Annotated in this window: 18 protein-coding genes; 15 read left to right on the top strand and 3 right to left on the bottom strand. The window is 71.5% G+C overall.

Features of this window, described 5'->3' with window-relative positions; all coding sequences use genetic code 11:
• Positions 1-105: 105 nt before the first annotated feature.
• The 3 genes from HWX14_RS04510 to HWX14_RS04500 all read right to left on the bottom strand — a co-directional run bounded on the left by HWX14_RS04510 (position 106) and on the right by HWX14_RS04500 (position 2,137).
• A complete protein-coding gene (locus HWX14_RS04510) occupies positions 106-1,035 on the bottom strand; it encodes a phosphatidate cytidylyltransferase (RefSeq protein WP_175881709.1) in 930 nt (309 codons plus the stop codon).
• A gap of 34 nt (positions 1,036-1,069) precedes the next feature.
• Entirely contained in the window at positions 1,070-1,702 is a 633-nt protein-coding gene (locus tag HWX14_RS04505; RefSeq protein ID WP_175881708.1) for a lysophospholipid acyltransferase family protein, read from the bottom strand.
• Between the two features lie 102 nt (positions 1,703-1,804).
• A complete protein-coding gene (locus tag HWX14_RS04500; RefSeq protein WP_175881707.1) occupies positions 1,805-2,137 on the bottom strand; it encodes a hypothetical protein in 333 nt (110 codons plus the stop codon).
• Positions 2,138-2,169: 32 nt separating this feature from the next.
• Here HWX14_RS04500 and HWX14_RS04495 point away from each other — a divergent pair, with 32 nt between their 5' ends.
• The 15 genes from HWX14_RS04495 to HWX14_RS04425 all read left to right on the top strand — a co-directional run bounded on the left by HWX14_RS04495 (position 2,170) and on the right by HWX14_RS04425 (position 23,453).
• Entirely contained in the window at positions 2,170-2,775 is a 606-nt protein-coding gene (locus tag HWX14_RS04495; RefSeq protein ID WP_175881706.1) for a CDP-alcohol phosphatidyltransferase family protein, read from the top strand.
• Between the two features lie 76 nt (positions 2,776-2,851).
• Positions 2,852-4,621, top strand: a complete 1,770-nt coding sequence (locus HWX14_RS04490) for a bifunctional alpha/beta hydrolase/class I SAM-dependent methyltransferase (protein WP_175881705.1) — start codon at positions 2,852-2,854, stop codon at positions 4,619-4,621.
• Entirely contained in the window at positions 4,618-6,027 is a 1,410-nt protein-coding gene (locus HWX14_RS04485) for a phosphatase PAP2/dual specificity phosphatase family protein (RefSeq protein ID WP_175881704.1), read from the top strand. Before HWX14_RS04490 ends, HWX14_RS04485 begins: the two co-directional genes overlap by 4 nt.
• Positions 6,027-6,479: a hypothetical protein gene (locus HWX14_RS04480; protein ID WP_175882348.1), complete on the top strand. Its 453-nt coding sequence runs from the start codon at positions 6,027-6,029 to the stop codon at positions 6,477-6,479. The genes HWX14_RS04485 and HWX14_RS04480 overlap by 1 nt, the downstream gene beginning before the upstream one ends.
• Positions 6,480-7,318: 839 nt before the next feature.
• Complete coding sequence (gene bcsB, locus HWX14_RS04475; protein WP_175881703.1) at positions 7,319-9,658, top strand: cellulose biosynthesis cyclic di-GMP-binding regulatory protein BcsB; 2,340 nt, start codon at positions 7,319-7,321, stop codon at positions 9,656-9,658.
• A 3-nt stretch (positions 9,659-9,661) separates the two neighbouring features.
• Entirely contained in the window at positions 9,662-10,900 is a 1,239-nt protein-coding gene (bcsZ, locus tag HWX14_RS04470) for a cellulose synthase complex periplasmic endoglucanase BcsZ (RefSeq protein ID WP_175881702.1), read from the top strand.
• Positions 10,885-14,793 carry a cellulose synthase subunit BcsC-related outer membrane protein gene (locus tag HWX14_RS04465; RefSeq protein WP_175881701.1) on the top strand — a complete coding sequence of 1,303 codons (3,909 nt, stop codon included), beginning with the start codon at positions 10,885-10,887 and terminating at the stop codon, positions 14,791-14,793. The genes bcsZ and HWX14_RS04465 overlap by 16 nt, the downstream gene beginning before the upstream one ends.
• 9 nt (positions 14,794-14,802) lie before the next feature.
• The gene (gene bcsE / locus HWX14_RS04460) at positions 14,803-16,776 is read left to right on the top strand and encodes a cellulose biosynthesis protein BcsE (protein ID WP_175881700.1); all 1,974 of its coding nucleotides are present in this window, start codon (positions 14,803-14,805) and stop codon (positions 16,774-16,776) included.
• Positions 16,773-17,003, top strand: coding sequence for a hypothetical protein (locus HWX14_RS04455; RefSeq protein ID WP_175881699.1), 231 nt, complete (start codon positions 16,773-16,775; stop codon positions 17,001-17,003). Before bcsE ends, HWX14_RS04455 begins: the two co-directional genes overlap by 4 nt.
• On the top strand, positions 17,000-17,779 hold the full coding sequence (gene bcsQ, locus HWX14_RS04450) for a cellulose biosynthesis protein BcsQ (RefSeq protein WP_175881698.1): 780 nt from the start codon (positions 17,000-17,002) through the stop codon (positions 17,777-17,779). The genes HWX14_RS04455 and bcsQ overlap by 4 nt, the downstream gene beginning before the upstream one ends.
• Complete coding sequence (bcsA, locus tag HWX14_RS04445) at positions 17,776-20,313, top strand: UDP-forming cellulose synthase catalytic subunit (RefSeq protein WP_175881697.1); 2,538 nt, start codon at positions 17,776-17,778, stop codon at positions 20,311-20,313. The genes bcsQ and bcsA overlap by 4 nt, the downstream gene beginning before the upstream one ends.
• Before the next feature lie 27 nt (positions 20,314-20,340).
• Complete coding sequence (gene bcsG / locus HWX14_RS04440; protein WP_175881696.1) at positions 20,341-21,897, top strand: cellulose biosynthesis protein BcsG; 1,557 nt, start codon at positions 20,341-20,343, stop codon at positions 21,895-21,897.
• Positions 21,879-22,076 carry a hypothetical protein gene (locus tag HWX14_RS04435; protein ID WP_175881695.1) on the top strand — a complete coding sequence of 66 codons (198 nt, stop codon included), beginning with the start codon at positions 21,879-21,881 and terminating at the stop codon, positions 22,074-22,076. The genes bcsG and HWX14_RS04435 overlap by 19 nt, the downstream gene beginning before the upstream one ends.
• Positions 22,077-22,270: 194 nt before the next feature.
• The gene (locus tag HWX14_RS04430) at positions 22,271-22,591 is read left to right on the top strand and encodes a hypothetical protein (protein ID WP_124477481.1); all 321 of its coding nucleotides are present in this window, start codon (positions 22,271-22,273) and stop codon (positions 22,589-22,591) included.
• 106 nt (positions 22,592-22,697) lie between these two features.
• Positions 22,698-23,453, top strand: a complete 756-nt coding sequence (locus HWX14_RS04425; protein WP_175881694.1) for a hypothetical protein — start codon at positions 22,698-22,700, stop codon at positions 23,451-23,453.
• Positions 23,454-23,470: the final 17 nt, after the last annotated feature.

The following is a 23,470-nucleotide window of genomic DNA, read 5'->3' as shown; positions in this document are numbered from 1 at the left end:
TTCGAATGCCCGGCTTGCCAGTGCTGCTTCAGCAGGACAATCGGCACAGTGCTAGATCGGCGACAAGTATTGGCGTACGCCGGGCGGCATTGCACCGCCCGCCCATCACACGTACAGATAGCGCACCAAGTGAAAGAACACCGGCGCGGCGAAGCAGATCGAATCGACGCGATCGAGCATCCCGCCGTGGCCGGCGATCATCGAGCCCCAGTCCTTCGTGCCGAGCGAGCGCTTGACGGCCGACAGCACGAGCCCGCCGACGAAGCCCGCGATCACGATCGCGAGCGAGATCCCGAACGCCGCGCCGAAGCTGAACGGCGTCACGCGATACAGCGACGCGCCGCACAGCGTGGCCAGCAGGCCGCCGCCGACGAAGCCCTCGATCGTCTTCGACGGCGACAGCTGCGGCGCGATCTTGCGGCGTCCGAACAGCTTGCCGACCACGTATTGCAGCACGTCGCTGATCTGCACGACGAACAGGAAGAAGAACAGCAGCAGCGCGTTCTGCCCGGCGTAGCGCGGGATGTCGAGAATCAGCACGGCCGGCGCGTGGCTCAGCCCGTACACGCACACCATCAGCGCCCAGTTGATCTTCGCGTTGCGGCTCAGGAATTCGCGCGTGTCCTGCGTGAGCGCCGACACGAGCGACATCGCGAAGAACAGGTGCACGGGCACGAAGATCGAGTACATCCCGTACCAGTTGATCCCGAGCAGCAGGTACTGCACGGGGATCGCGACGAAGAACGCGATGAAGAGCGTCGTATGGTCGCTCGCGGTGGTCGGCGTGAGCGTGATGAATTCGCGTAGCGTCAGGTACGACAGCAGCGCGAACACCAGATACGTGACGTTGTTGCCGAGGCCGATCGCGACGGCCATGATCGCGATCATCGCCCACCATGCGCGGATGCGCTGGTTCAGGTTGACGATGGTCGCGTTCGTGCCGCCGCTGCGCGCGCCGAGGATCGCGCCGATCACGGTCGCGACGACGAGCACGCCCGTGACGCCCGCGACCAGTTCCCAGAAGAGGGTTCGCATGGTTGGTATCCGGAAAAGGGAGAAGGGGACGCGTTCAGCCGGCCGGCCGCTGCGGCGGCGCGAGCGCGACGACCGCGTCGCGCATGCGGGCGAGGAACGTCGGCTTGTCTTCCTGCGCGCCGAGCGCTTCGTTCGCGCCGAAATGCACCTTGCAGATCAGCGGCACGGGCCAGATCGCGCCCTTCGGCATGATGCGCTGCAGGTTCTCGAGGTAGACGGGCGCGAGCGCGACGTCCGGGAACTCGGTCGCGAGATGGAACAGCCCGCTCTTGAACGGCTGCGGCAGCACGTCGGCGCCGCGCGTGCCTTCCGGGAAGATGATGATCGAGTGGCCCTGCCGCAGCGCATCGCGCACCGGCTCCAGCGGGTCGCCGCCGTTTTCGCGGTGACGGTCGATCAGCACGACGTTCAGCAGCTTCTGCGCGATGTGGCGCTTCAGGTCGCTGCTGTCCCAGTAGTCGCGCGCGGCGACCGGCCGCACGACCGCGCGCACGTCGCGCGGCAGCGCGGCGAGGATCGCGAGCGTGTCGATGTGGCTCGTGTGGTTCGAGAAATAGATCTTCTGCGTCGGGGACGGCGGCGCCTGATGCCAGACCGGATACGCACCGGCGACGAGCCGCACGATGGACAGCAGGAAGTCGCGCTGCCAGACGTTGACGATGTTCATCGGCGCGGCGCCTCCTGCGTGCATGCCCGGCCCGCTGCGCACGCGCGGCGGGCGGAACCCCGGAATGCCGGCGCGGCAGGACGCGCACCGGACGGCTCTTGTTTAAATTTTTTCAAGTTCGTGGCTGCCTGTCGCAGGTCCGCGATAATCGGACGATTCGCCGTCGCACGCTGTCGCGTCGCGGCGAATGCGCCGGTCGGCGGCGTGATAATCGGCTGTTGCACGAGTGCCCGTCTGCAGTTCGAATGGATCTCGCCGCGATCGGGCCAGCGGATTATCGCGAGTTTCGCCGAAAAACGCCAGATTGGCGCCATGCGGGTGGCCCGGCCGCATGCTTGACGCATCGGGGCCGCTCGGCGACGATGAGGGCCGTTCAATCCAGGCCGACGAAGGCCGTTTCGCCGCCCGGGGCATGGCGGCGGGAAACGTATCCAACCGTGCCGCGCGAATAATACGAATACGAAACGATGAGCCTCTACGCACTCAAACCCAAATTCCAGGACCGTCTGCGCCCCTTCGCGAATTCGCTCGCCGAGCGCGGTGTCACGGCCAACCAGGTCACGCTGTTCGCGGCCGGCGGCTCGATCGTCGTCGGCGCGCTCGCCGGGCTCGGCGTGTTCGCCCGCGCGCTGTTCCTGCTGATTCCGCTGTGGCTGTTCGCGCGGATGGCGCTCAACGCGATCGACGGGATGCTCGCGCGCGAGCACGGGCAGAAGAGCACGCTCGGCGCGTACCTGAACGAGCTGGGCGACATCGTGTCCGACGTCGCGCTCGTGCTGCCGTTCCTCGCCATTCCCGCGTTCGCTCCGGCGGACGTCTGGCTGTTCGCGCTGACGGCGGTGATCGTCGAATGCGCGGGGCTGATCGGCCCGCTGGTCGGCGCGACGCGCCGCTACGACGGCCCGTTCGGCAAGAGCGACCGGGCGCTGGCCCTCGGCGCGTTCGCGCTGTGGATCGGCCTCGGCCTGCCGGCCGGCAGCGTCGCCGCGTGGCTGTGGCGGTTGCTGATCGTGCTGTCGATCGTGACGGCGGTGCGGCGCGTGCAGGCCGGGATCGCGGAAGCGGGCGGCTGACGGCCGCCGACGCGGAGCAGGACCGGCGCCGGAGGGCCGCGCCACACCATTCGAATAACGAAACGAGAGAGATCGCATGAACGCACGCACGGCCCGTGAAGCCGACTTCATCACGCACGACGGCGAAACGCTGTTCTATCGCCACTGGCCCGCGACGGGCGCACACTGCCGCGGCGCGATCGTGCTGCTGCATCGCGGGCACGAACATTCGGCGCGCGTCGCGCACCTCGTCGACGAGCTCGACCTGCCGGATTTCGCGTTTTTTGCGTGGGACGCACGCGGCCACGGCCGCTCGCCGGGCGCGCGCGGCTACAGCCCGAGCGCGGCCGCGTCGGTGCGCGACCTGCAGACCTTCGTCGAGCATATCCGCGACACGCACGGCATCGCGATCGAGGAGTTGGCGGTGGTCGGCCAGAGCGTCGGCGCGGTGCTCGCGGCGACCTGGGTGCACGACTACGCGCCGCCGATCCGCGCGCTCGTCGTCGCGTCGCCGGCATTCCACATCAAGCTCTACGTGCCGTTCGCGCGGCCCGGGCTGCGGCTGATGCACAAGCTGCGCGGGCTGTTCTACGTGAACAGCTACGTGAAGCCGAAATTCCTCACGCATGACCCGGAGCGGATCGCGAGCTACGCGTCCGATCCGCTGATCACGCGGCCGATCGCGGTCAACATGCTGCTGGACCTGCACGATACCGCGCAGCGGATCGTCGCCGACGCGGCGGCGATCACCGTGCCGACGCTGTTGCTGATCTCGGGCGCCGACTGGGTCGTGCATCGCGGCCCGCAGGACCGCTTCTTCGAACGGCTCGGCTCGGCGCGCAAGGAGCGCATCGTGCTGCCGGGCTTCTATCACGATACGCTCGGCGAGCGTGATCGCGCGCAGGCGCTCGCGCCGCTGCGTGCGTTCGTGCTGCGCGAGTTCGATGCGCCGAGCCCGCGCGTGTCGCTCGCCGATGCGGACCGGCGCGGCGCGTTCCACGACGAATACGCGGCGCTCGGCCGACCGCCGGCCAACGTGTTCGCCCGGGCGTACTGGGCGCTCACGCGCGCCGGCCTGAAAGCCGGCGGCGCGCTGTCGGACGGCATCGCGCTCGGGCTGCGGCTCGGCTTCGATTCGGGCTCGACGCTCGACTACGTGTACCGCAACCGCGCGCAGGGGCGGTTCGGCGTCGGCGCGCTGATCGACCGCACGTATCTCGATTCGCCGGGCTGGGTCGGCATCCGCCAGCGCAAGGTGCATCTGCAGGAACTGATCGGCACGGCGATCGGCCGCCTGCGCGGGAACGGCACGCCGGTGCGGATCGTCGACATCGCGGCCGGCCACGGGCGCTACGTGCTCGACGCGATCGCGATGGCCGCCGAGCGCGACGGCGCGGCGCCCGACGACATCACGCTGCGCGACTACAGCCCGCCGAACGTCGAAGCGGGGCGCGTGCTGATCGCGCAGCGCGGCCTCGAGCCGATCGCACGCTTCGAGCGCGGCGACGCGTTCGACGAGGCGTCGCTCGCGACGCTCGAGCCGCGGCCGACGCTGGCGATCGTGTCGGGCCTGTACGAGCTGTTCGGCGAGAACGCGCTGATCGAGCGCTCGCTGCGCGGGCTCGCGCAGGCCGTGCCGCCGGGCGGCTATCTCGTCTATACGGGGCAGCCGTGGCATCCGCAGCTCGAATTCATCGCGCGTGCGCTGAACAATCACCGCGGCGAGGCGACCTGGGTGATGCGTCGCCGTTCGCAGGCCGAAATGGACGAACTCGTCGCGCGGGCGGGCTTCCGCAAGCTCGACCAGCGGATCGACGAGATGGGCATCTTCACGGTGAGCCTCGCGCAGCGGGTCGACGCGTCATGAGCGCGCTCGGCGGCGGCGCGGGCGCGAGCGGCGGGCTGGCCGAGCCGGCGGCCGGCGCGCGCGACGCGTCGTTCGTGCTGCGCGCCGGCTGGCTCGCGGCGATGGGCGCCGTGTTCTTCTCGACGTACGGCTTCGCGAACTGGCTCGCCGCGCGCCGCGCCGCGGTGCCGACCTTCGCGTTCGGCTGGGAGCACACGATCCCGTTCGTGCCGTGGACGATCGTGCCGTACTGGTCGATCGACCTGCTGTATGCGCTGTCGTTCTTCTTCTGGACGCGCCGCGACGATCTGCTCGATCACGTGAAGCGGCTGCTGACCGTGCAACTGGTGTCGGTCGCGTGCTTCATCGCGTGGCCGCTGCGCTTCGGTTTCGAGCGGCCCGACGCGGGCGGCGTGGCCGGCGCGCTGTTCACGCTGCTGATGGGTTTCGACAAGCCGTTCAATCAGGCGCCGTCGCTGCATATCGGGTTGCTCGTCGTGCTGTGGGCCGTCTATGCGAAGCACCTGCGCGGCACGTTCGCGCGCGTCGTGCTGCATGTGTGGTTCGCGGCGATCGGCGTGTCGGTGCTGACGACTTACCAGCATCACGCGATCGACGTGCCGACCGGGGCGGCCGTCGGCTGTCTCGCGCTGTTCCTGTTTCCGCTGCGCGATGCCGCGGGCCGCTTGCCGGGCGCCGAGGCATCGCCGTCCGCGGCCGGTCGCGCGCTCGCGCGCCGCTATGCGTTCGGCGCCGCGCTGGTCGCACTCGTGGCGCTGGCGTGCGTGCCGCGCGCGCCGGGCTGGGCGCTGGCGGCAGGGTGGGGCGCGCTGGCGCTCGCCGGCGTGGCGTGGGCGTACCGGCGCGGCGCGCCCGGCGTGTTCCAGAAGGATGCGGACGGGCGGTTTCCGGTCTTCATCGGCGGACTGCTCGCGCCGACGATCGCCGGCGCGTTCGTCAATTCGCGGCTGTGGACGTGCCGGCAGCCGGCGCCGGTGCGGATCGACGAACGCGTGTCGATCGGCCGGACGCCGACGACGCGCGACATCCGGCGCCACGGCTTCACCGCGCTGGTCGACCTGACCGCCGAGATGCCGCGCTGGGCCGCGGCCGATGCAGCGCTCGCGTATGCGTCGGTGCCGCAGCTCGACCTCGTCGCGCCGACCGCGGCGCAGCTCGCGCAGGCGGTCGCGGCGCTCGAACGCCTGCATGGCGAAGGGCGCGACGTGCTGGTCTGCTGCGCGCTCGGCTACGGGCGCAGCGTGCTGTGCGCGGCCGCGTGGCTCGCGGCGCGGCGTGACCTGACCGATGCGCGCGACGCGCTGGCCGCGGTGCGTGCGGTGCGGCCGCACGCGGTATGGTCGGATGAAAGCGTGGCCGTGCTGCAGCAGTGGATCGATCGCCGCCGCGACGCGGAGCGCGAATGATGCGCGATTCGTCCGCTCCGTTCAGTATCGCCGCCGCGCGCGGCGCGCTCGATGCGGGCGCATGGGCGATCGCGGCCGCGCTGGTCGCGGCCGGCGCGGGCGGCTGGATCGCGGCGGGCTGGCCGCTGGCGACGCTCGCCCGCGCGCTGCTGGTCGTCGTCAGCACGGGGGCGGCGGTCGCGGCGCTGTGGTACGCGGTGCGCATCGAGATCGATCGGCGGCTGTTCGCCGCGCTGGCCCGGGCGGTGGACGGCGCCGGGTCGGTCGACGACGGGCTCGCGGCGCTCGACCGCGCGCTCGTCGATCTGGGCTGGATCGATGCGGCGAAGGCCGGACGACCGCTCGACGCGCGCGTGCGCGGCGCGGTCGGGCTGTGCCGCGCTGCCGTGCTCGTCGCGATCGTGCAGTGGCTCGTCGTCGGAATCGCGATCGCGGTGTCGCCGATCGGCTAGCGATGCATGGCGCCAAGACGCGGCCACAGTGTTCAGTTGGATGCTTGCATCGTCTGTTTCGGATGCGCGCTCAGTCGGTTTTTCTTACAGGTGCCGTCGGCCGATCGCTCCGCGCTGCCGACGCGGACCCCCGGCCGTCGCGCCCGCCGTCAAATTCGACGGATTCGCCGACCTGCCGCGCGCTCCGCGCATGCCCGACATCGCGGAATGCCGAGGTCTGGCAGGGCCGGCGCGCACATGCGTTATCGGCGGAAACCGGCCGTAGGCCATCGTGCTCCGAATCTCGGGGCCCCGGTCGTCGCGATGTCGCCCGGCGCCGCGCTGCTGCACGCCCAAGGGCGGGCGGCGGTGTCGACGAATTGATTCAAATCAGTTTCCCGTAAAGAAAAATACGTCACGCGGCGCGTGCTTGCGGTAGCATACGCGCCGCTCGCGGCAGCGCGCTCCGGCGGTCCGCAACGGACCGTAGCCGGTGCCGGGCCAGTCATCGTGCGCCGGCAGCATGCCGTTTCGGCCGGCCGGCGGCAACGGCGCAATTCTTGTTATTCGTTCTTCCCGCGCAGCATTTCCCGCCGAATTGAGGTTTTTTCGCTTTTCTGTCGCGAATCACGGTAAGTTTTTTTCTATTTTTGAGATAGTGGAATGGGCGGGCGCCGGTGCCAGGCGCCCCCAGCGCGACGAACCGGTCATTCAAGAATCCGCCGCGTCGTTCCGATAAATGCAATCAGGCCATATATGGGGGAAGCAGAGGGGATGTGCACTCACGGGCATAGCTGCTTTGCGCGCGTCGGTTGCGACGCGCAGGATGACCGGACGATCGTGACGACGCGGAGCGGTGCATGAAGCCGGCCGTGTCGCTGTTCGTCCTGGCGGCCGCGATGACCGGCGCGTTCCACGCGGCCGCGCTGTCGGCCGCACCGATGCCGGCGGTGCCGGCTGCTGCCTCGACGGCGGGCGCCGCTCGCGCGGCGGCGCCCGATGCAACGGCCGCGATGCCCGCGACCGCTCCGGCCGCCCCGACGGCGGCCAGCGCGCCGGCCGCCGGCCTGCCGGCGACGACCGTGCGCGTGCCGTTCGCATCGCTCGGCGCGTTCGATCCGCTGCGCCTGCGCGGCGCCGACGATGCACGCACGATCAACGCCGGCGTGCGGCTCGACCGCGTGGTCACCGGCGCGCGCTTGCGTCTGACTTATGCGTATTCGCCGTCGCTGGTCTTTCCGCTGTCGCACCTGAAGGTGTCGGTGAACGGCGAGGTGGTCGCGACCGTCCCGTTCGACGCCGCGCGCGCGGGCCGCACGGTGACGCAGGAGATCCCGATCGATCCGCGCTACTTTTCGGATTTCAACCAGATCGGCCTGCGCCTGATCGCGCATTACACGCTCGACCATTGCGAGGATCCGACGAACTCGGCGCTGTGGGCCGACGTGAGCCCGACGAGCGAGCTGATCCTCGACGAATCGCCGGTGCGCCTGCCGAACGATCTCGCGCTGCTGCCCGCGCCGTTCTTCGACCGGCGCGACAACGGCCGCGTGCGGCTGCCGTTCGTGCTGCCGGCCGCGCCCGATTCGGCGACGTTGCGCAGCGCGGGCGTGCTCGCGTCGTGGTTCGGCGCGCTGGCCGACTACCGGCATGCGCGCTTCCCGGTGTCGGCCGCGCTGCCGGCCGACGACCAGGCCGTCGTGGTCGGCACGGCCACGACGCTGCCGGCCGGTCTCGCGCTGCCACCGGTGAACGGCCCGCTGCTCGCGGTCGCCGACAACCCGGCCGCGCCGGGCCGCAAGCTGCTGGTCGTCACGGGCCGCACGGCGGCCGAGGTCGACGACGCGCTCGCGACGCTCGTGCTCGGCCGCGCGGCGCTGTCGGGGCCGGCTGCGACGGTCGCGCACGTCGATCTCGGCGCACCGCGCAAGCCGTACGACGCGCCGCGCTGGCTGCCGGTGAACCGGCCGATCACGTTCCGCGAACTCGTCAACGACCCGCGCCAGCTCGAAGTGCGCGGCACGACGCCCGACGCGATCCGGCTGAACCTGCGCGTGCCGGCCGATCTGCATTCGTGGAACGGCGCGGGCGTGCCGATCACGCTGCGCTACCGCTACACGGCGCCGACCGTGCAGGACAATTCGACGCTCGCGGTCGAGATCAACGATCAGCTCGTGAAGTCGTACCGGCTCGGGCCGGCCCACGCCGAGGACGCGCACGGCCGCATGCAGCTGCCGCTGCTGGCGGTGCCGGAGGGACGCGTGACGAGCGACGTCGACATTCCCGCGTTCCGGGTCGGCAGCGGCAACCAGCTGCAGTTCCGCTTTACGCTCGATTCGCAGAAGACGGGCCTGTGCTCCAGCACGGCCACCGAGCCGCAGCGCGCGGCGATCGATCCCGATTCGACGATCGACTTCTCGCACTTCGTCCATTACGCGCAATTGCCGAACCTTGCGTTCTTCGCGAACAGCGGCTTCCCGTTCACGCGCTTCGCCGACCTGTCGCAGACGGCCGTCGTGCTGCCCGACCGGCCGTCGCCGCAGGAGCTCGAGGCCTATCTGACGATGCTCGGCCACATGGGCGAATGGACCGGCTTCCCGGCGCTGCGCGTGCAGGTCGCGCGGCCCGGCGACGTCGCCGCGCTGTCGGGGCACAAGGATCTGCTCGTGATCGACGGGTCGCCCGCGTCGCCGCTGCTCGCGCACTGGCGCTCGGCGCTGCCGCTCGCGATCGGCGAGCAGGGCGGGGCCGGCAGCGGCGCGACGCGCGTCGCGTTCACGGTGAAGGAACGCTGGCGCAACGGCGTGGGCGTCGCCGACGGCGGCGCGCACATCGAACAGACGGGCCCGCTCTCGGCGCTCGCCGGTTTCGAACTGCCGGGCAGCCGCGGCCGCAGCGTCGTCGCGCTGACGGCGACCGATCAGCCGCGCCTGGGCGATCTGCTCGACGTGTTCGAGAACGCCGGGCTCCTGTCGCAACTGCAGGGCGACCTCGCGCTGGTGCGGCCGGGGCAGGTGGACAGCCTGCGGGTCGGCGAGCCTTACGTGGTCGGCTTCGTGCCGTGGTATGCGCGGGTGTGGACGGAGGCGGCGCGGCATCCGGTCGTGCTCGGCGCGGTCGGCGTCGTCGCGGGGCTCTTGCTCGCGCTCGGCGTGTTCAGCGTGCTGCAGCGAATCGCCGCGCGTCGACGGGGGATGTGACGGATGGCGCGGGCAATGACGAAGCGACGGGCAACGCGGCCGGCGCGGCGTGTCGGCGCGACGCTCGCGCTGGCGGTTGCGATGACGTGTGCGGTGGCCGGCATGACCGCGTGCGTGCACGCCGCGGCGGCAAGTGCGGCCAGTGCGGCCGATGCGGCGGGCGCGGGCTGCGGCGCGGCGTGGCCGCGCTGGGATGCGTTCAAGCGCGATTTCGTCTCGGCCGACGGCCGCGTGATCGACGTCGGCTCGGCCGATTCGCGCACGGTATCGGAGGGGCAGGCGTATGGACTGTTCTTCGCGCTGGTCGCGAACGACCGGCGCATGTTCGACACGATCCTCGCATGGACCGAGAACAACCTCGCGCAGGGCGACCTGAGCGCGCACCTGCCGGCGTGGCTGTGGGGCCGTGCGCCCGACGGCGCGTGGCGCGTGCTCGACGCGAACGCGGCGTCGGACGCCGACGTGTGGATCGCGTATGCGCTCGTCGAGGCCGGCCGGCTGTGGCACGAGCGCAGCTATACGGCGCGCGGCGCGCTGCTCGCGAAGCGCGTGCTCGACGCCGAGACGGCGACCGTGCCGGGCCTCGGCCTCACGCTGCTGCCGGGGCCGACCGGGTTCAAGCTGGCCGACGGGCAATGGCGCGTGAATCCGAGCTATTCGCCGCCGCAGGTGATTCGCGCGCTGGCCGCGCGGCTGCCCGATGATCGTCGCTGGGCCGCGCTGGCATCGAGCACCGCTCGCGTGCTGCTCGACACCGCGCCGAAGGGGTTCTCGCCCGACTGGGCGCTGTATCGCGCGGGCAAGGGCTTCGGGCCCGATCCGGACACGCATGCGGAGAGCGCGTACAACGCGATCCGCGTGTACCTGTGGGCCGGCACGCTCGACCGCGCCGATCCGCTCGCCGCGCCGCTGCTCGCGAAGTTCGCGCCGTTCGCCGACCATATCGCCGCGCATGGCGCGCCGCCGGAGAAGGTCGATACGACGACGGGCGTCGCGGGGCCGAACGACGGCAACGGCGGCTTCTCCGCCGCGGCCGTGCCGTTTCTCGACGCGCGCGGCCAGCACGCGCTCGCGGATGCGCAGGCGGCCCGCGTCGACACGCTCGCGCGCCAGTCGCCGCCCGGCTATTACACCAGCGTGCTGACGCTGTTCGGCCTCGGCTGGCGCGACGGGCGCTACCGGTTCGGTGCGGACGGCACGCTCGACACCCGCTGGGGAGGCCGTTCGTGCGCCGCCCGCTGAAGCGCGCCGCGCCGCACGTCGCCGGGTTCGCGTGGCTCGCGTCGTCGGTGTGCGCGGCGGCGCCGGGCGCCGGGTCGGGCACGGCGCTCGCGAACCCCGCGGCACCGGCGACCTCGGCCGCCGCCGATGCGCGGCGCGAGCTCGACACCGCGCGGATGTGGGGCACCAAACATCGCGACGACCTCGCGCGCGATGCGTTGCGCAAGGGCCTGCTGATCGCGCCGGGCGATCCGGAACTGCTGGCCGAACAGGTGCGCGTGCTGCTGCGGCTCGGCGACGCGAAAGGCGCGCAGGCGTCGCTGGCGCGGCTGCAGGCGCAGTCGCCGAATGCGCCTGCCACGCGGCGGGTGGCCGACGAATACCGCGTCGCGACGAGCGGGCGCGGCGAGATGGCGCAGATCCGGCTGCTCGCGCGCAGCGGCCGGGCCGACGAAGCGGCCCGGCGGATCGTCGCGCTGTTTCCGAACGGCGCGCCGTCGGGCGCGCTCGGCGCCGAGTATTACCAGATCGTGTCGAATGCGCCGGGCGGGCGCGAGCCGGCGATCGCCGCGCTGCGCCGCGCGGTCGCCGCCGATCCGCGGGACACGAGCGCGTCGATGGCGCTCGCGCGGCTGTTGAACCAGCGCGACGACACGCGCGCGGAAGCGAACCGGATCGCGTGGTCGCTCGCGAAGCGCACCGACGCGGACCATACGGAAGCGATGGCGCTGTGGCGGCGCGTGCTGCAGTCGGCCGGCAGCGATCCCGCGTATCTCGATGCGCTGCATGCGTATCTCGCACTCGTGCCGGACGACACCGAATTCGTCGACCGCGCGGCCGGCCTCGACCGGCAGCGCGACGCGCAGCGCCGGCTCGAACGCGATCCCGACTACATCGCGCAGCAGCGCGGGTTGCAGGCGCTCGCGCGCGGCGACCTGGCCGCCGCCGATCCGCTGCTCGCGCGTGCCGCGCGGGCGCGGGCGGACGACGCCGATGCGCTGGGCGGGCTCGGCCTGCTGCGTCTGCGCGAAGGGCGCCACGACGAAGCGCGCGCGTTGTTCGCGCGGGCCGCGGCGCGTGCGACCGACCAGCGCGGCAAATGGCAAGGCCTCGCGCGTACCGCGCAGTTCTGGGGGCTGCTTGCCCAGGGCCGCGAAGCCGCCAGCGCGGGCCGCCCGCGGGATGCCGAGCGCGCCGCGCGCGCGGCGCTCGCGATGCAGCCGGACAACCCCGACGCGAAGCTGCAGCTCGCCGATGCACTGCTCGCGCAGCGCGACTGGGCGCGGGCGGAGCCGTTGCTGCGCGGCTTGCTGGCCGCGCGTTCGCCGAGCCTGTCGGCCGTGCGCGACACGGCCACGCTGTATGAAAACACCGGCCGCGCGGACCGGATCGGCCCGCTGCTCGACGCGCTGCAAGGGCGCGTGACGGGCGCCGACGATCGCCGCGCGCTCGACGGCCTGCGCGGCGACGTGCTCGCGAACGAAGCGCGCGCGCTGGCCGACAAGGGCGCGCGCGGGCCGGCCGCGCAACGCTACGAGGCGGCCGTGCGCGCGGCGCCCGACGCGCCGTGGACGCGCTTCGCGCTCGCGCGCCTCTATCGTGACATGGGGCTGCCGCAGCTCGGCCGCACGGTGATGGACGACGGGCTCGCGCAGAACGATACGCCCGAGATGCGCTACGCGATCGCGCTGTACCGCAACTCGGTCGACGACGTCGCGGGCGCGCAGGCCGCGCTGGCGCCGGTCGACGATGCGCACCGTTCGGACGGGATGCGGGCACTGGCGCGCAAGCTCGATGCCGAAAGCGCGCTGGCCGACGCGCGCGGCGCGCACGCACGCGGCGACCGCGCGGCTTTCGCCGCCACGCTCGCGCACGCGCAGGCGAGCGCGCCCGACGATCCCGACATGCTCGCGGCGATCGGCGCGCAGTGGATCGACGCGGGCGAACCCGAGCGCGGCCTCGCGCCGCTGCGCGACTGGATCGCCGCGCATCCGCGCGAAGCCGACGCGGACGTGCGGCTGCGCTACGGCGATCTGCTCGGCAGCGCGGGGCGCGATGACGCGCTCGCCGCGTGGCTCGATACGCTGCGCCGCGATCCGTCGCTGACGCCCGCGCAGACGGCGCGACTGGAGGACCAGTCGCTGCGGCTCGTGCTGCGGCAGACCGATGACGCGATCTCCCGGCAGGACTATGCACGGGCGCGCACGCTGCTCGATCGCGCGAGCCCGGCCGGCCGGGCGGACAAGCGCTATGCGCTCGAACTCGCCGATCTCGAACGCGCGCAGGGCCATTACGACGCGGCACGCGAGGCGCTCGCGCCGGTCGTCGCGCGTACGCCGGACGACGCCGACACGCAGCTCGCGCTCGCCCGGATCGACGAGGACAGCGGCAACCGTGCGGCCGCACGCGAGCGTGTGCTGGCCGTGCTCGCGCGCACGCCGGACGACGACGTCGACACGCAGCTGTCGGCCGTGCGCCGCCTGAACGCGCTGCGCCGCCCGGACGAAGCCGCGCAGGTGACCGACCGGCTGCAGGCCGCGTATCCGGCACGCGCCGACGTGACGGTCGCGGCCGGGCGCGTGGCCGAGGCGCAGGGCCGCTATGACGACGCGGCATCGCTGTACCGGCTGTCGCGGTCGCAGGAACGCGCGACGGGTGTGAGCCCGGGCCGCGACGGGCTCACGCCCGCGCAGACCGCGTTCGCGGAGCTCGAGCAGCGGCGCGATCCGGAGATCGAGACCGCGTGGATGCCCGCATACAAATCGGGCGACGAAGGCATCTCGTCGTATCGCGCGCAGCAGGTGCCGATCTACATGCAGATGCCGATCCGCTACGACGGGCACGTGTTCGCGCAGATCGACACCGTGCATCTCGATCCGGGCACGCTCGATACGAGCAATCCGGACGCGTTTTCGCTGAAGACGTTCGGCACGTACGCGGGGCTCAGGACGCCGAACGGGCTGCCGCCGCCGTTCCAGCCGAATCCGCAGGCCGCCGCGCTGCTCGCGAATCCGTCGGGCTCGCTGCGGCAGTCGACCACGGGCGTCGCACTCGGCGCCGGCTATCTGTCCGATGCATGGCGCGTCGATCTCGGTACGTCGCCGCTCGGTTTCCCCGTGCATTACCTCGTCGGCGGCGTGCGCTACCGCTTCGACGCGGGCCCCGCAAGCTTCTCCGTGAACGCGTCGCGCCGGCCGGAAACGAGCAGCGTGCTGTCGTACGCGGGAATGCGCGACCCGTGGACCGGCGCGGTGTGGGGCGGCGTGCGCCGCGACGGCGTGAACCTGCGCGCGTCGGTCGACGTCGGCCGCACGAACCTGTTCGCGGAACTCGGCGCGGGCGTGCTGTCCGGCCGCAACGTCGAACGCAACGCCGAAGTCACGCTGCGCACCGGCTTCACGGTGCCCGTGTACGAGCGCGCGACGATGAAGGTCAGCACCGGGCTGGTCGGCAATGCGTGGCACTACGCGCAGAACCTGCGCTACTACACGTACGGGCAGGGCGGTTACTACAGCCCGCAGCGCTATCTGTCGCTCGGCGTGCCGATCGAATGGGCGGGGCGGTACGATGCGCTGTCGTGGGACCTGACCGTCACGGGCGGGATCTCGAACAGCTACGAGAAGGATTCGCTGTATTACCCGACGCTCTCGGCCCAGCGCGCCGCGCAGGTGGCGGCCGGGTTCGTCTATACGGGCAGCTCGACGCGCGGCGTGTCGTTCTCGTACGGCGTGAACGGCATTGCGGAATATCGCGTGAACCCGCACCTGAGCGTCGGCGCGCAGTTGCACATCGACCGCTCGCACGACTATGCGCCGAGCTCGGCGCTCGTGTACCTGCGCTATGCGTTCGACGCGCGCGCGCCGCGCAGCTGGCTCGTCACGCCGACGCCCGTGCGGCTTTATTCGGATTACTAGGGGACCGCCGTGACTACGGAATTCGATGCCACCCGCTCCGCGTCCCGCGCCGCCAGCCTGGTCGACCGCTTGCGCGCGCTGCTGCGCGTGGGGCCGGCGCGCGGCCGCGCCGGCGCCTTGAGCCGGCTCGCGATCGACGGCCTGCCCGATACCTGGACGCAACTGGAAGCCGGCGGCCTTTACGCGATCTACGCGGCCGGCGGCACGCCGGCCTGCGACGCGCTCGTGTGGGACAGCGCGCGTCAGGCGCGTACGCGCGACGTCACGATCGTGCTGGCGCGCGATCCGGCGCGCGTCGCCGCGCAGATGGCGTCGCTCGGCTTCGCGGGCGGCGCGCTGCCGGCCGGCTGGCCGCGCAACCTGAACGTGCTGGCGATGCCGCCGGCGGCCGAGCCGGCCGACGACGGTGCCGACGCCGGCGTGACCGCCGCTGCGCCGCGCCGCGCGTCGCCGGGCCCGTTCGCGCGGCTCACCGGCGGCTTGCGCGCGATGAAGCGCTACGGCTTTCACGCGCGTTCGCTGTATTTCGTCGAAGGCGCGCAGCGCTGGTTCAGCTGGGACGATCCGGTCGCGCTCGCGGATGAAGCGCACGCGCTGGCCGACTGGTGCCGCACGCGCCGCATCGCGCTGGTGCTGCTGCTCGACCCCGAAGCGACCCGCGCGGACGACGCGCGCGCCGACGATGCGCCGCTCGTGCGCGACGCGGATCGCACGCCGCGCAGCGGCTTCCACGGGATCTGCTCGGGCGTCGCGCAGTTGCAGCGCACGCACGGCGAGCTGCTGTGGGTCGTCGATTTCTGGCGCGCGGGCGACACGCTCGCGGCCGGCGAGGTGCGGCCGCTGCGCTTCGCGCCGGGCGGCCGGCTGTCGGCGAGCGTCGACGGCGGCGCGACCGAGCCGGCGCACCGGATGAAGCTCGCGAGCGACGAGGATCGCGTGGTGGTCAGCCGCGCGGTGCTCGACGGCGCGAGCCGCGTGCCGGACGGCTGGGAGATCGTCGACGACAACGCGGCCGTCGTCGCCGCGTGCGCGAACGCGCAGGCCGCGACCGCGGTGCTCGTGTTCCGCTCGCATGCGCAGCTCGAGGCGCTGTGCGCGAACGTGCACGCGCTGCGCCGGCAGTGCGGCGGCGCGCTGAAGATCGCGATCGTCGAGCGCGGCGAGGTGCTGCGCCAGCAGTTCGAGATGCTCGTGCTGAGCGTCGGCGCGAACCGGGTCGTCGCGCGCGACCTGCCCGTCTCGCGGATGCAGGCGGCCGTGCACGCGCTGCACGGCCAGCTCTACGCGCGGCCCGTCGCGGCCGACTATCGCGCGGCACTCGCGGCCGCGCTCGGCGATTCGGTGCTCGGCTATCTGCCGGTCGGCGCGTTCTGCCAGCGGATTCGCGCGGTGCTCGACCGCGGCGCGGTGCTCGCGCTGCCGCACACGCTCGCGAAGCTCACGCTGTTGCCGGGCGTGTCGCACGTCGACGCGCTGCGGCACTGCCGGCCGCGCCGCGCGGGCGATGTCGTGACGGCCGATGCCGGCCACCTGTTCGTGTTCCTGTTCGCGTGCGAGCCGGTCGACGCCGACGACGCGCTCGCGCGGATCTTCGACGTGCCGGTCGATACGCTGTCCGATCGCGTCGTGTGCCTCGGGCAGGGCAGCATCGACACCGAGCTCGATGCGCTGAAGGCCGAAAACCGGCGCGCGCCGATCGCGGACTACAGCGACCTGTTCGCGGCGACGCGGCCGGCGCCCGCCGCGCGCGCAACGGCCGCACCCGGCGCGCCGGGCGCGGCGTTGCCCGACGCGAGCGAGGTGAGCGACGCGATCGATGCGATCGATACCGTCGTCGCGCTCGACGCGATCGGCGTGCCGCAGGCGTCCGAACCCGCCGCCGATGCCGTCGACGCGTCGCCGCCGCCCCCCGTCATTCCCGCCGCGCGTGCGCGCGGCGCCGTTCGCAGCGCGATGCCGCTGCGCAAGCAGGAGGACGCATGATCGCCGAACTCGTCATCGGCTTCCTCGTCGGTATCGTGATCGCGGTGCCGGTGTGGATCGTCGCGCAGCACCTCGGCGTCGGCCGCGGCTTCCACGCGCCGCGCGGCATCGACCGGCGCGACGCGGTGCCGTGCGAACTCGTGCCGGTCGCGCTGCGCGGCCGCCTGCTGCCGGGCGGCGACGAAGCCGGCGAACGCCACGAACGCGACAGCAAGGCGGCACGATGAAGACGATCGCCCTCACGTCGACGACGGGCGGCGCGGGCCGCACGACGCTGGCCGCCGCGCTTGCGGTGCTGCTCGCGCGCCGCGGCCGGCCGGTCGTCGCCGTCGAATTCGATGCACAGAACCTGATGGGCGCGACGCTCGGCCTCGATACGCTGGCCGAGCACGGTCTCGCGCACGGCCTGCTGGGCGGCGCCGAACCGTGGCACGCGCACACGTGGCGCAACGCCGACGGCGTGCTGTTCGTGCCGTACGGGCAAGTCGATGCGGCCGGCGCCGCCGCGTGCGATGCGCGGCTCGTCGCCGATCCGGCGTGGCTGTCGCGCGCGCTCGACGAGATCGCGCTGCCGGCCGATGGCGTCGTGCTGGTCGACACCGCGCGCTATCCGTCGCCGCACGCCGAGCAGGCGATGCGCCGCGCGGACCTGACGCTCGTCGTCGTGCCGCCGGAGCCGGTCGCGTGCGCGACGACGGCCGCGCGGCTCGGCGCGCTGCGGGCCGGCGGCGGCGACCTGCGGATCGTCGTGAACCGGCTGAACCCGGCGCGCGACATGCAGCGCGACGCGCTGGCGATGCTGCGCGCGGTCGCGGGGCCGGCGTCGATGCTCGAGCAGCGCATCCACGTCGACGCGGCCGTGCCCGAAGCGCTCGCGCGCGGCAGCTGGATCTTCGACGATGCGCCGTATTCGCAGGCGTCGCACGACCTGAACGGCGTCGCGAACTGGGTCGACACGTGGCTGAAGGCGGCCGTCGCCGGCCGCGCGGGAGCCGCGCGATGAAGGCCGCGCTCGCGTCGCGGCTGCGCGCGTTCGGCCGTCGCGCGGCCGACTGGTGCGCGCGCGGCATCGGGCTGCCGGCGGAACGCACGCGGGTGGACTGGTTCGTGCGGCTGTTCTTCCACGCGCCGCCGCCCGGCCGGCCCGATCACGTGCGCCGCTGGGTGCGCGTCGCGTTCCTGCGGCTCGCGCACGACTGGGGCGTGCTGCAGCCGCTCAGCGTGCGCGAATGGCTGTGGCGCGCGATCGTGCGTGCACCGCGCGCGGCCGACGGCCGGCCCGCGCGCGATCCGCTCGCGTGGTTCGATACGTTCGTCGTGCCCGTGTACGTGGCCGGGCGGGCGGTCGGCCGGCGCGTCAACGCGATGCTCGAGCGTCTGCCGTGGGTGCGCTGGGGCGGCTGGCTCGATGCGCGCGCGAACGGCGTCGGCCGGCGCCGCTGGCCCGCGCCGCTGCTGCTTGTGGCCGGCGCAGTGCTGTGGGCCACGGCCGGGATGTCGCCGCTGATGCCCGGCGCGCAGTTCGCGTTCTTCGCGATCGTCGCGGTGCTCGCGCTCGCGCTGCGCCGCCTGCCGGGCCATCTGCCGACGCTGGCGCTCGCGTCGCTCGCGCTGCTGGCCACGCTGCGCTACGTGTGGTGGCGCACGACGCAGACGCTCGACTTCCGCGGCCCGGTCGAAGCCGTCGCCGGCTACCTGCTGTACGGCGCCGAAGCCTATACGTGGATGATCCTGCTGCTCGGCTTCGTGCAGACCGCGTGGCCGCTCGACCGGCCGATCGTGCCGCTGCCCGACGATCCGGACACCTGGCCGACCGTCGACGTCTATATCCCGACCTACAACGAGCCGCTGTCGGTCGTGAAGCCGACGGTGTTCGCCGCGCAGAGCATCGACTGGCCGAGCGCGAAGCTGCGCGTGTACCTGCTCGACGACGGCCGGCGTCCCGAGTTCGCGGCATTCGCGGCCCAGGCCGGCATCGACTACCTGACGCGCGACGACAACCGCCACGCGAAGGCCGGCAACATCAACCGCGCGCTGCCGAAGACGCACGGCGAGTACATCGCGATCTTCGACTGCGATCACGTGCCGACGCGCTCGTTCCTGCAGACGACGATGGGCGTGTTCCTGCGCGACCCGAAGTGCGCGCTCGTGCAGACGCCGCATCATTTCTTCTCGCCCGATCCGTTCGAGCGCAACCTCGGCACGTTCCGCGAGATCCCGAACGAGGGCAACCTGTTCTACGGCCTCGTGCAGTCGGGCAACGACCTGTGGAACGCGACGTTCTTCTGCGGCTCGTGCGCGGTGCTCAAGCGCAGCGCGCTGGAGGAGGTCGGCGGCGTCGCGGTCGAGACCGTGACCGAGGATGCGCACACGGCGCTCAAGCTGCACCGGCGCGGCTATACGTCGGCGTACCTGCCGACCGTGCAGGCGGCCGGCCTCGCGACCGAAAGCCTCGCGGGCCACGTGAAGCAGCGCACGCGCTGGGCGCGCGGGATGGCGCAGATCTTCCGGATCGACAACCCGTTCCTCGGGCGCGGGCTCGGCTTCATCCAGCGGATCTGCTACGGCAACGCGATGCTGCATTTCTTCTACGGAATTCCGCGGCTGATATTCCTGACGATTCCGCTCGCGTACCTGTTCTTCCACCTGTACTTCATCAACGCGTCGTCGCTCGCGCTCGCGAGCTACGTGATCCCGTACCTCGTGCTCGCGAACGTCGCGAACTCGCGGATGCAGGGGCGCTACCGTCATTCGTTCTGGGCCGAGGTCTACGAATCGGTGCTCGCGTGGTACATCGCGCTGCCGACCACCGTCGCGTTCTTCAGCCCGAAGCACGGCAAGTTCAACGTGACCGACAAGGGCGGCAAGATCGACGAGGGCTACGTCGACTGGTCGACGTCGAAGCCGTATCTCGTGCTGTTCGCGCTGAACGTGCTCGCGATCGTCGCCGGCCTGTGGCGGCTCGTGGCGGAGCAGGGCGACGAGGCGTCGACGATCCTGATCACGCTCGGCTGGACCGTGTACAACCTCGCGATGCTCGGCGCGGCGCTGGCCGTCGCGCGCGAGACCAAGCAGGTGCGCGTCACGCACCGGATCGCGATGCGCGTGCCGGCGATGCTGCTGCTCGCCGACGGTTCGACCGCCGCGTGCTTCACGAGCGACTACTCGACCGGCGGCCTCGGCCTCGAAGCGGTGCCGGGGCTGCCGCTCGCCGTCGGCGATACGCTGACGGTGTGCGTGACGCGCGGCGACCGCGCGTTCCCGTTCCCGGTGCGCGTGACCCGTGCGACGCCGACCCATGTCGGCGTGAGCTTCGAGGAACTGACGCTCGAACAGGAGCGCCAGCTCGTGCAATGCACGTTCGGCCGCGCGGATGCGTGGCTCGACTGGCACGAAAGCGCGCGGCCCGACACGCCGCTCGGCGGGCTCAAGGCAGTGCTGCGGATCGGGCTGGACGGTTATGTCCGGATGTGGAAGGGTGCGGCGCGCGGCCTGCAGGCCATGCTCGCGCCGAAACTCGATCGCGCGCGCGACTGACGCGGCGCGCATCATGGAGTGGGTTAGATGACGTTCTGGAATCTGTATTTCATCCTGAAGTTCGCGCTGTTCGCGACCGGGCACCTGCAGCCGTTCTGGCTCGCGAACCTCGCGTTCGCGGTGGCGCTGGTGGCGAGCGCGCCGCTCCGCTCGCGTGCGTGGCGCATCGTCCGGCAGGTCGTGGCGATCGCGATCGCGGTGCCGCTGCTCGCGCGCGAGCTGCATGCGCCGCCGCTCGCCCGTCTCGCGGAGGCCGCGCGCGAAGTCGGCACGTTCCGCTTCGACTACTGGATGGAGCTGCTGCCGCGCCTGCTGCCGCCCGTGTTGGCGCTGACGATCGTCGGCGTGCTGATCGTCTATTTCATCGTCAATCGCTGGCTGCGCGTCGCGACGTTCGTGGTCGCCGTGCTGGTCGTGATGCCGCTGTGGCAGGCCGGCACCGGGCTGATGGCGCGCGTCGTCGCGCCGGCCCAGCCGCAGGCGAACGCGGCGGGCGCCACGCGCGTCGACCAGCCCGAGGATCACAACGCGGCGCTCGCGACGTTCCGCGCGCAGGAATCGCAGCGGCAGGTCGCGTTCGGCCATCTCGGCAGCGATCCGGCCGCGCAGTTCGACGTGATCGTGCTGCACATCTGCTCGCTGTCGTGGGACGACCTCGACGCGGCGAAGGTGCGCAACCATCCGATGCTGAGCCACTTCGACTACCTGTTCACGAACTTCAGCACGGCCGCGAGCTACAGCGGCCCGGCGGCGATCCGCGTGCTGCGCGCGAGCTGCGGGCAGGAAGCGCATGCGGACCTGTACAAGAGCGCGCCGCAGCAGTGCCACCTGTTCTCGCAACTGGCGGGCGCCGGCTACACGGTGCAGTCGCTGCTGAACCACGACGGCCATTTCGACAACTTCCTGCAGGTGGTCCACGACAACATCGGCGTGGCCGATGCGCCGATGATCTCGAACGCGGCCGCACCGGTCGCGATGCACGCGTTCGACGGCTCGCCGATCAAGGACGACTATTCGACGCTCGCGAACTGGTATGCGCAGCGTGCGTCGGTGCCGGGGCCGGTCGCGCTGTACTACAACACGATCAGCCTGCACGACGGCAACCGCGTGGTCGGCAGCGCGCTGACGAGCATCGATTCGTATCCGCAGCGCGCGACGAAAATGATGACCGATTTCGACCGTCTCGCCGACCTGATCGCGCAATCGGGCCGCCGCGCGGTAATCGTGTTCGTGCCCGAGCACGGCGCCGCGTTGCGCGGCGACAAGAACCAGGTCGCGGGGCTGCGCGAGATTCCGACGCCGCGCATCGTGCACGGGCCGGTCGGCGTGCGGCTCGTCGGCTTCACGGGCAACCACGGCGCGACGACCGTGATCGAGCAGCCGACCAGTTTCCTCGCGCTCGCGCAGTTGCTGTCGAGTCTCGTGTCGAACAGCCCGTTCAAGCCGGGTGCGACGCTCGCGCAATACGCGGCCGATTTGCCGCGCACGCGAATGATCGGCGAGAACGAGGGCACGGTGACGATGCAGACGGCCGCGGGTTACGCGGTGAAAACTCCGGACGGCGTATGGATCGACGAACAGTAACGATTGCCGGCGAAGGCGACGACGAACGCCTGTCGCAACCGAACGACGTGATCGGCCTCGCGCGGCATCTGCCCGCGCTCGATCCCGAGCGCTATGTCGACGAACAGGCGCGCCGCGCGTTCGACGCGTCGCTCGATCGCTGGCCGACGCTCGCGAAGCTGATGGGATTGAAGCCCTGAAGGCATCGCGGCCGGCCCGGATACCGGGTTTTATTGAGCATGGTTGACACGAAACTAGACCGGTCTATATCATTTGGCGCAGTCCACCTGGCATACGCGCCAGGCTATTGCGGCTATTCCGTCGAATAGCCGCGCGAGCCGTGCGTATGTTTTATTCGGCAAATGGACGATAAAAGTCAAATAACGGAGGGTCTATGCGTTCGGCAAGCGCTTTTCTCGTGGGGCTGACGGTTTTGCTGGTTTCCGGCTGCGCGGGTATCGCCGGCAGCACCAACATGCTGACCGACGACAAGATCAAGTCCAGTACCGCCGGCACGCTGGGGTATTCGCCCGATGAACTCGTCATCGTCAACCGCCGCACCGAAGGGACGAATACCTACGTCAACCTGAAGGCCCGGGACGGCAAGGAGTTCGCGTGCACGATCAATGGCGGCAATCTGCTGTCTTTCGGCATGACGAACCCGCCGGTGTGCAACCGCAAGGGGCAGCCGCGCCAGGGCGGCCCGTTCTCCTGAACGTGAAGGTCGGGCGGTCTGCCCGCTGACCGGCGCCGTCGCCTGGGCGATCGGGCGGTCACCGCGGATTCATTGTGTGTTTGTCTCGTGTCGGTCGGGTGCTGCCATGTCGTATCAAATTCGGATCGCGTGTCGAACGGTAGCGGTGTGCGTGACCGCGGTCGCCGCACTGTCGGGGTGCGCGGGGATGTTGACCGCCTCGTCCGGTCCGCAGCCGGAACGCGTGGCGGCGCAGAAGGAAGAAGGCGCCCGCTACACCCAGACGCTGACGTCGTTCATCGCGCTGGTGTCGAGCACCCCGTCCTCCACGCCCGACAGTCGCGCCAGAATACTCGACGCTTACCAGCGCGTTCTGTCTCAATACTCGGTGGCCGCCGTGAGCTGGGTGCGGCTCGTCCATCCGACGCTGCAGCCGCTGCCGCCGTCCCTGCAGCCGCTTCCCGCGCCGACGGGAACGCCCGCGACGGCCGATGTCGATCGCGGCTATGAACACGCGCTCGAGATGCGGGTGGCGATGTGGGATATCGGCGAGGCGGCGATCTGGGGGAAGACCTCGAAGATGTCGATCCCCCGATACCGCGGCACCGCGCCTGCCGTGCCGGTGCCGCCGCCGCTGCCGCCATTCCAGGACGCACGAGATCCCCGGTATGCGAGGCTGGTCGCGCTGACGAAGCAGGCGGACGACGCGCAGCGCGCGTCGATCGAGCAACAGCGGCAGGTAGAGGCCAAAGCGTTAGACAAGGCGCTTGCCATGGCGAGGGCCGTGCCGTACTCGGCGCCGCAACCGCAAGGCCAGCCTCAGCAAGTACAGCGCTGGTGTACGCAGTCGGGTGGCGGAGTCGTGGGCCGCGTGCCGTGCTGAGCCTGCGTCGCCGAGCG

Source organism: Burkholderia sp. BCC0044 (assembly GCF_902832955.1).
Taxonomy (GTDB): Bacteria; Pseudomonadota; Gammaproteobacteria; order Burkholderiales; family Burkholderiaceae; genus Burkholderia.
The sequence above is the reverse complement of the archived record's forward strand: the minus strand, read 5'-3'. Positions and strand labels throughout refer to the sequence as shown.